Source organism: Streptomyces aurantiacus JA 4570 (genome assembly GCF_000414115.1).
Lineage (GTDB): Bacteria > Actinomycetota > Actinomycetes > Streptomycetales > Streptomycetaceae > Streptomyces > Streptomyces aurantiacus_A.
The window spans coordinates 23949-31949 of record NZ_AOPZ01000039.1; the positions used below are offsets into that span (position 1 = coordinate 23949).

Genomic DNA, 8001 nt, shown 5'->3' on the forward strand with positions numbered 1-8001 from the left:
CGCCCCGGGCGCGCAGCGCAGGGATGGCCCGGGCTGTCGCGCAGGGACAGCCCGGGCGTACGGCGCAGGAATGGCCGGAACACGGCGGCAACAGGGCGGCCTCCCGGAACCCGGGGCGGGTTGTCAGTGGGGCCGCCTAGACTCGGGAGGCGATGAGCAGCCTCTTTGACGACAGCTTCCTGGCGGACCTCAAGCCCTCGCAGGGCCACGACGAGGAACCCCCGCCGCCGCCCGAGGACAGCGCTCCGGAGCCCATTCCGGACGACCTGTTCCACGGGAAGTTCGACGCGCCCGCACCCCGGGACGGGTACTACAGGGACGGCGCCCCCCGCCCCGCGATCGACCCGGCGGCGCTGCTCGACGGCCTGAACGAGAACCAGCGCGCGGCCGTCGTGCACGCCGGCTCCCCCCTGCTCATCGTCGCGGGCGCCGGCTCCGGCAAGACGCGCGTGCTCACCCACCGCATCGCGTATCTCCTCGCGGAGCGCGGCGCGCACCCCGGCCAGATCCTCGCGATCACGTTCACGAACAAGGCCGCGGGCGAGATGAAGGAGCGCGTCGAGCAGCTCGTCGGCCCGCGCGCGGGCGCGATGTGGGTGTCGACGTTCCACAGCGCGTGCGTACGCATCCTCCGCCGGGAGTACAAGAAGCTGGGCTTCACGTCCTCCTTCTCGATCTACGACGCCGCCGATTCCAAGCGCCTGATGGCCCTGGTCTGCCGCGACCTCGACCTGGACCCGAAGAAGTTCCCGCCGAAGTCCTTCAGCGCCAAGATCTCCAACCTGAAGAACGAGCTGATCGACGAGGAGGACTTCGCCGCCCAGGCGGCGGACGGCTTCGAGAAGACCCTCGCCCAGGCGTACGCGATGTACCAGTCGCGGCTGCGCGAGGCCAACGCCCTCGACTTCGACGACCTGATCATGACGACGGTCCACCTCCTGCGTGCCTTCCCGGACGTCGCCGAGCACTACCGCCGCCGCTTCCGCCACGTGATGGTGGACGAGTACCAGGACACCAACCACGCGCAGTACGCCCTCGTGCGCGAGCTGGTGGGCCCCTCCGGAGAGGGCAGTGACGCTGACGGGCCGGGCGAGCTGTGCGTCGTGGGCGACGCCGACCAGTCCATCTACGCCTTCCGCGGCGCCACGATCCGCAACATCCTCCAGTTCGAGGAGGACTATCCGGACGCCACGACGATCCTCCTGGAGCAGAACTACCGCTCGACGCAGACGATCCTCACCGCCGCCAACGCGGTCATCGAGCGCAACGAGAGCCGCCGCCCCAAGAACCTGTGGACCAACGCCGGCGCCGGCGCCCGCATCACCGGTTACGTGGCGGACACCGAGCACGACGAGGCCCAGTTCGTCGCCGACGAGATCGACCGCCTCACCGACGCGGGCGACGCCAAGGCCGGCGACGTGGCGATCTTCTACCGCACGAACGCGCAGTCCCGTGTCTTCGAAGAGATCTTCATCCGCGTCGGCCTGCCCTACAAGGTCGTCGGCGGCGTCCGCTTCTACGAGCGCAAGGAAGTCCGCGACGTCCTCGCGTACTTGCGGGTCCTCGCCAACCCCGAGGACTCCGTCCCGCTGCGCCGCATCCTGAACGTACCGAAGCGCGGCATCGGCGACCGCGCGGAAGCGATGATCGACGCGCTCGCGCAGCGCGAGAAGATCTCCTTCCCGCAGGCGCTGCGCCGCGTCGACGAGGCGTACGGCATGGCGGCCCGCTCCACGAACGCGGTGCGGCGCTTCAACACGCTCATGGAGGAGCTGCGCACCGTCGTCGAGTCCGGCGCGGGCCCGGCCGTCGTCCTGGAGGCGGTTCTGGAGCGGACCGGCTATCTCGCCGAGCTGCAGTCGTCCACCGACCCGCAGGACGAGACGCGCATCGAGAACCTCCAGGAGCTGGCCGCCGTGGCCCTGGAGTTCGAGCAGGACAACAGCGCCGCCCCGGGTGCGGACACCGCCGCCGAGGGCACGGAGACCCCGGAGGCCCCGGAAGGTGCCGCTCCCGCCGGATCGCTCTCCGACTTCCTGGAGCGCGTCGCCCTCGTCGCCGACTCCGACCAGATCCCGGACGAAGAGGACGACGGCTCCGGAGTCATCACGCTGATGACGCTGCACACCGCCAAGGGCCTCGAATTCCCCGTCGTGTTCCTCACCGGCATGGAGGACGGCGTGTTCCCGCACATGCGCGCCCTCGGCCAGGTCAAGGAGCTGGAGGAGGAGCGCCGCCTGGCGTACGTCGGCATCACGCGCGCGCGGGAGCGGCTGTATCTGACGCGGTCCTCCATGCGCAGCGCCTGGGGCCAGCCGTCGTACAACCCGCCGTCGCGCTTCCTGGAGGAGATCCCGGAAGCCCACCTGGACTGGAAGCGGAAGGGCTCCGTCGGCGCGCCCGCGTCGTCCGGCCCCGCCGCCTCGATCGCGTCCTCGCTGTCGTCGTCGCGCTCCCGCGCGGGCGGCGCGCAGGGCTTCGCCACGCGCCGCGCGTCGGAGAAGCCGGTGGTCTCGCTGGCGGTCGGAGACCGTGTCACGCACGACCAGTTCGGCCTCGGCACGGTGGTCGGAGTGAAGGGCACAGGGGCGAACGCCGAGGCCACGGTGGACTTCGGCGAGGAGAAGCCGAAGCGGCTGCTGCTGCGGTACGCGCCGGTGGAAAAGCTGTAGCCGTCCCAGGACAGAAAAGCTGTGGCCCTCACCCAGGGCCACGGGAGACACTCTCAACGGTGCAACTCCAGCGACGGGGGCTGGAGTTGCACCCTCAGGAGCCGCTTGAGCCGGAGCTGCTTGAGCCGACGGGTGTCTACGTCGGGTCGAGCCCGTGGCTGCGCAGCCACGGCAGCGGGTCGATCGCCGAGCCGCCTCCGGGGCGGACCTCGAAGTGCAGATGCGGGCCGGTGGAGTTGCCGGAGTTCCCGGAGTAGGCGATGGTGTCGCCCGCCTTCACGGGACCGCTGGCGACCTTGTGAGTGGAGAGGTGGCAATACCACGTCTCCGTGCCGTCCTTGGCGGTCACTATCGCCATGTTCCCGTAGGCACTGTTGTATTTCGTGGAGACCGTGCCGTCGGTCGCGGCCTTGACCTCCGTGCCGTACGACACCGGGAAGTCGATCCCGGAGTGCGCGGACATCCAGTTGATGCCCGCCTGGCCGTAGTAGGCGCTCAGGCCGCGCTGCGCGACCGGCAGCGCGAACTTGGGCCGCAGCCGTTCCTTGCGCGCGGCCTCGGCGACGGCCTTCTTGTGCGCCGCCTCCTTCTGCGCCTTGAGGTCGATGCGCTCCTGCGTGCGGCTCGCGCGGTCCGCGAAGTCACCCGCGTCCGCGGAGAGGTTGGCCAGCTGGGTGTCGAGCTTGTTGTTGGCGGTGGACGGCTTCACCGTCGCCGGGTCCGGCGCCGACGCCCGCGCGTCCTTGTCCTCGTCCCCGCCGCCGAAGTTGCCGACGGACGCCGCGGCCACACCGGCGACGCCCATCACGCACGCCGAGGGCACGGCGACGGTGAGCAGCGCCGAACGCTTGGCGGGGGAGCGGCGGGAGCGCGAGCGGCCGCCGCGGGGCGCGGCCGACCGGGAGGAGCGGGAGCGCTCCGGGCGGTCGGCGGGGGCGACGTCCGGGTGCCCGGCAGGGTCGTCCTGTCCGGCGTGGTCGGCTAGGCCGGTTCCCGGTTCGATGCCGCCGAGCGTGTCGGCGGGCACCTCCTCGGGCGCGAACGCGCGCGGGGCGTCACCGGTGTCGTAGCTGTCTTGCGCGTCGTACGTGGTGTCACGCTCGTACGCGTCGTGCTGCTGCGCGGCCTCATAGCCGTCGTGCTGCCGGGACGCCTCGTACGGGTCGTGCTGCCGGCCGTCGTACATCTCGTGGCCGCCGGAGTTCCAGGCGGTGGCGTCGTACGCGCCGGTGTCGAAGACCTGGGTCGCCCACTGGCCGGTCGCCGGGCCCTCGTTCCAGGCGGTGGCGTCCCACGTGGCGGTGGAGTCGGGGCCCGGCTGGGACGGGATGTCCGCGAGCGGCTGGTAACCGCCGCCCCAGGTGCCCGTCGTGTCGTGGCTGCCGGTGTCGTACCCGGGCTGCGCGGCGTACGCGTCGTACGTGAGGGTCTGCTGCGGGCCGGTCGTGGACCACTGGCCGGTGTCGTGGCCGGTGCCCGGCATGTCGCCGAAGAGCGGATCGGCGGCGAAACCCGTGGTGGGCACGGCGAAACCGGAACCGGAAGTGTCGTAGCCGCCCGTTGCGTCATAGTCGCCCGGGGCGTTGAAACCGGTGGCGGAGAAAGTGCCGGTGGAATATCCGTCGTAACCGTCGTACCCGGTGTAACCGACGTGCTGCGCGCTCTGCTGGTCGTATGACCCATAGGGCGCGTAGTCGGCGTCGGGTGCCGGGGCCGGAGTGGGGGGCCCCGGCGGGGGACGGTCGTTCACCAACTTCTCTTTCGCCTCGACAGCATGGGCTGGCAGAGCAGTGCCGCGACTGTACCCGGCGGTACGCGGGCGCGACAATCTTCCCCAGGTTTCCCGTTCGCAGGAAACGGGCATTCGGCCGTCTTTCGGCGGTCCCCGGGCACAGCTTTGGCTCTGTGTTCGAGATTCGTTCGACTTCGGGAAGCGGAATCACGCGTCGGCGGGGTACGCGGACTCGCTCGGCGGGGCGCGGAACGCGTTCCGGAAGGAGTGGGGCACGCGCCCGGCCGTCACGGCGGCGCGCCGACTGTCAGGCGACCGTGAGGCCGTCGGCGGCCGCCGGGGTGTCCATGGCAGGCTCGGCGAGGTCCAGGGCCTGGCGGATGGCGGCCGCGACCGCCGGGTGCACGGGCAGGGCGAGATGGCCGATGCCGGACACACGCACGTTCTGCGCGATCAGGTCGGGGTGGTCGACGCAGGCCGTCTCCACCGGGACCATGATCTGGTCCAACTCGCTCCAGAAGCTCACGAACTGCGTACGACAGCCGGGCGCGGGCTCGCGCAGCTCCTCCACCACGTCCGACCCCGGCCGCATCTGGCGCACGATCGGGTGCGCGTCCGCGAGCGGCGCCACGCGGGTGCCCGAGTGCGGCGTGCCCAGGGTGACCAGGGTGCGTACGCGTACGTCGCCGCCGAGGCGTTGCGCGTAATAGCGGGCGATGAGGCCGCCGAGGCTGTGGCCGACGATGTCGACGCGGTCGTGGCCCGTGCGCTCACATATCTCTTCTATGTGGCGGCCGAGCAACTCGGCGGCCCCGCGGATGTCGCAGGTGAGCGGGGAGTAGTTGAGGGACTCCAGGTGCTGCCTGCCGTGCTGGGCGAGGTTGCGGCGCAGCAGCACGAACACCGAGCGGTTGTCGATGAAGCCGTGCAGGAGCAGGACCGGGGGCTTGTCCTGCGCGGGCAGGCGCGGGGCGTCCGGCGGGGGTGGCGGGGGAGTCGTCCTGCGCTCCTGTGTGATGCCCGATGGATAGAGCAGGAGGTGCCCGGCGAGGATCGCGAGTTCGAGCGCGGTCGCCTTCAGCAGCGCGAGCGGCAGTCCCGCCAGTGTGGCGGGCAGCAAGGAGCTGCAGCGGCGAAAGGGCTGGACCCTCGTGAGCGTCATGTCGACCTCCCGGTCGGCACGCGGAAGACGCCTCTGTCCCCCGTGTGCCTCTCATGGGAAGCCGGAAATGAGGCGTGCCCTTCCCGTGGTGCGGCGTGCCATCGGTGGCGCGCTCCTGGCCGTGCGGCTGACGGCGCGGTGGTGCGGCGACCTCGCAAGCGGCTCCCCTCGCGCGACCCCCGACGCGGCCCGGCGGCGGGCGGGATGCGGCCCGAGTGCCCGGGCGGATCCGGCCCCTGTGCCGGTTGATACGGAAGCGGCGCGCAGCGAACGTGTCCCACCGTGTGATTTCCCCCTCGCTCTCCACCACGAAACTGCGGGCTGCGCGATGCTGGAGATAACGTTCGTTCACCTGCCCGGCCGGTGCGGCGCGGGGTGTCCGTGCCGGAACAGCGGGGTTTCCTTGCACGGACGGGATTCCTGGAGCTCCGGGGATCCCGCAGACGGCTTTCTGTACATGGAGGCAGTGATGGGTGTGGCAGCCGGTCCGATCCGCGTGGTGGTCGCCAAGCCGGGGCTCGACGGCCACGATCGCGGGGCCAAGGTGATCGCGCGGGCGCTGCGCGACGCCGGCATGGAGGTCATCTACACCGGCCTGCACCAGACGCCCGAGCAGGTCGTCGACACGGCGATCCAGGAGGACGCCGACGCGATCGGTCTCTCCATCCTGTCCGGCGCGCACAACACTCTCTTCGCCCGGGTCATCGAGCTCCTCAAGGAGCGCGACGCGGAGGACATCAAGGTCTTCGGCGGCGGGATCATCCCCGAGGAGGACATCCCGCTCCTGAAGGAGAAGGGCGTCGCCGAGATCTTCACACCCGGGGCGACGACCACGGCCATCGTGGAGTGGGTGCGGGAGAACGTGCGGCATCCGACCGAGGCGTGAGCCTCCGCGGTCCCCGGAGGCCGGGGTGGGCCCCGGCCCCCTGGGCCCTGCGCGCCCGGTCTCCTCGTGCCCCAGCGCCACGCGGCCCTCGCCCGGCCCCACGTCTCACCCGTCCAGTTCCGCGCGCATCGCCGCGCGCAGGCGCAACGTGCTGACCAGGCGCTGGAATGCCTCCGACCAGTAGCCGCCCGCTCCGGGGGAGGCGTCCTCGGGCTCGTCCGGTACGGCCGTCAGGGCTTCCAGGCGCACCACTTCCGCCGGGTCGAGGCAGCGCTCCGCCAGGCCCATCACCCCGCTGAAGCTCCAGGGGTAGCTGCCCGCGTCACGGGCGATGTTCAGCGCGTCCACCACCGCACGGCCGAGCGCGGGCGCCCACGGCACCGCGCACACCCCGAGCAACTGGAACGCCTCCGAGAGGCCGTGCGAGTCGATGAACCCCGCGACCCACTCGGCCCGTTCGGACGCGGGCAGCGTGGTGAGGAGCTTGGCGCGCTCCGCGAGGGAGACCGCCCCCGGGCCCGCGGCATCCGGCGACGACGGGGAGCCGAGCAGCGCCCGCGACCAGTTCGCGTCCCGCTGCCGGACGGCGGCGCGGCACCACGCGGCGTGCAGCTCGCCCCGCCAGTCGTCCGCCACGGGCAGGGCCACGATGTCGGCCGGTGAGCGGTCGCCGAGCCGACGCTGCCAGGACGTCAGGGGAGCGGCCTCCACCAACTGCCCCAGCCACCAGGAGCGTTCGCCGCGCCCGGCGGGCGGCTTCGGCGCGACGCCGTCCCGCTCCATGCCCGCGTCGCACTCGTGCGGCGTTTCCACGGTGAGCGCGGGGGCGCTCGCGGTGCGGTCCAGGGCCACGCAGGACGCGGCGCGGTCCGCCATGCGGGCGGCGAGCGCCGAGTCCGGCAGGGCGGAGAGCAGCTCGGCCGCGGTGGCCCGGACGTTACGGCTGCGGTCGCCCAGCGCCTGCTCCAGGAACGGCTCGTCGGCCGGACGCAGCCCCGTACGCAGCGAGTCGAGGAACATCAGCCGGTCCTCGGCGCGCTCCGTCGCCCACGTGCCGGAGAGCAACTCCCGCGCGGCGTCCGGGTCGCGGGCCCGGAGAGCGGCCAGGAGCGCGACGCGTTCCGCGAACAGGCCCTCCTGCCAGCGGCGCTGGAGGCCCCCCTGCTCCTGCGGGCCGGGCGCGGGGATGCGGCCCGGCGCCGCCCGCAGCGCGAACTTCCAGTCCGGGTTGAGCCGGGCCAGCCACTGGGCGCGGGGGCCCGCGAAGACCAGGGCCTGAGGGCGCAGGTCGGTGCGTCCCCGGGCCGCGTTCAGGAGGGCGGGCAAGAGCTCCGGTGGTGCGGCGAAGCCCCGGTCGTTGGCCAGGGTCAGCCACTGGGGCAGCAGTTCCATCAGGTCGGGCGCGGTGCCGCGGCGGCCGCCGCCCGCGCCCGTGTGGTCGGCGAGCAGCGTCGTGAGCCTGCGCCGGGCCGCAGCGGGGACGACCGGGCGGCCGTCCTCGGGCGCGGGCTCGGGGCGCTCCGCGGCGGGGGCGGCGCGCAGGCCCCGC

The 8001-nt window shown here is 72.4% G+C and carries 5 protein-coding genes; 2 read left to right on the forward strand and 3 right to left on the reverse strand.

All coding sequences use genetic code 11. The features are described 5' to 3' along the window. The first annotated feature begins 152 nt into the window (after positions 1-152). Entirely contained in the window at positions 153-2672 is a 2520-nt protein-coding gene (gene pcrA, locus STRAU_RS05260) for a DNA helicase PcrA (RefSeq protein WP_016639206.1), read from the forward strand. Positions 2673-2808: 136 nt separating this feature from the next. On the opposite strand, the gene STRAU_RS05265 is transcribed toward pcrA, so the two are convergent. Continuing rightward, positions 2809-4536: a M23 family metallopeptidase gene (locus tag STRAU_RS05265; RefSeq protein ID WP_106967815.1), complete on the reverse strand. Its 1728-nt coding sequence runs from the start codon at positions 4534-4536 to the stop codon at positions 2809-2811. A 175-nt stretch (positions 4537-4711) separates the two neighbouring features. Next, complete coding sequence (locus tag STRAU_RS05270) at positions 4712-5566, reverse strand: esterase/lipase family protein (protein WP_037657648.1); 855 nt, start codon at positions 5564-5566, stop codon at positions 4712-4714. Positions 5567-6035: 469 nt separating this feature from the next. Between STRAU_RS05270 and STRAU_RS05275 the strand changes: the two genes are divergently transcribed. Next, entirely contained in the window at positions 6036-6452 is a 417-nt protein-coding gene (locus STRAU_RS05275; RefSeq protein ID WP_037657649.1) for a coenzyme B12-dependent isobutyryl CoA mutase small subunit, read from the forward strand. Between the two features lie 105 nt (positions 6453-6557). On the opposite strand, the gene STRAU_RS05280 is transcribed toward STRAU_RS05275, so the two are convergent. Beyond that, a partial coding sequence (locus STRAU_RS05280; protein ID WP_037657651.1) for a DUF5691 domain-containing protein occupies positions 6558-8001 on the reverse strand: 1444 nt, incomplete at its 5' end.

What these genes read in the sequence shown, in the direction of transcription:
- pcrA (WP_016639206.1), top strand. Translation starts at nt 153, where the DNA reads ATGAGCAGCCTCTTTGACGACAGCTTCCTGGCGGACCTCAAGCCCTCG.
- STRAU_RS05265 (WP_106967815.1), bottom strand. Translation starts at nt 4,536, where the DNA reads ATGCCCGTTTCCTGCGAACGGGAAACCTGGGGAAGATTGTCGCGCCCG.
- STRAU_RS05270 (WP_037657648.1), bottom strand. Translation starts at nt 5,566, where the DNA reads ATGACGCTCACGAGGGTCCAGCCCTTTCGCCGCTGCAGCTCCTTGCTG.
- STRAU_RS05275 (WP_037657649.1), top strand. Translation starts at nt 6,036, where the DNA reads ATGGGTGTGGCAGCCGGTCCGATCCGCGTGGTGGTCGCCAAGCCGGGG.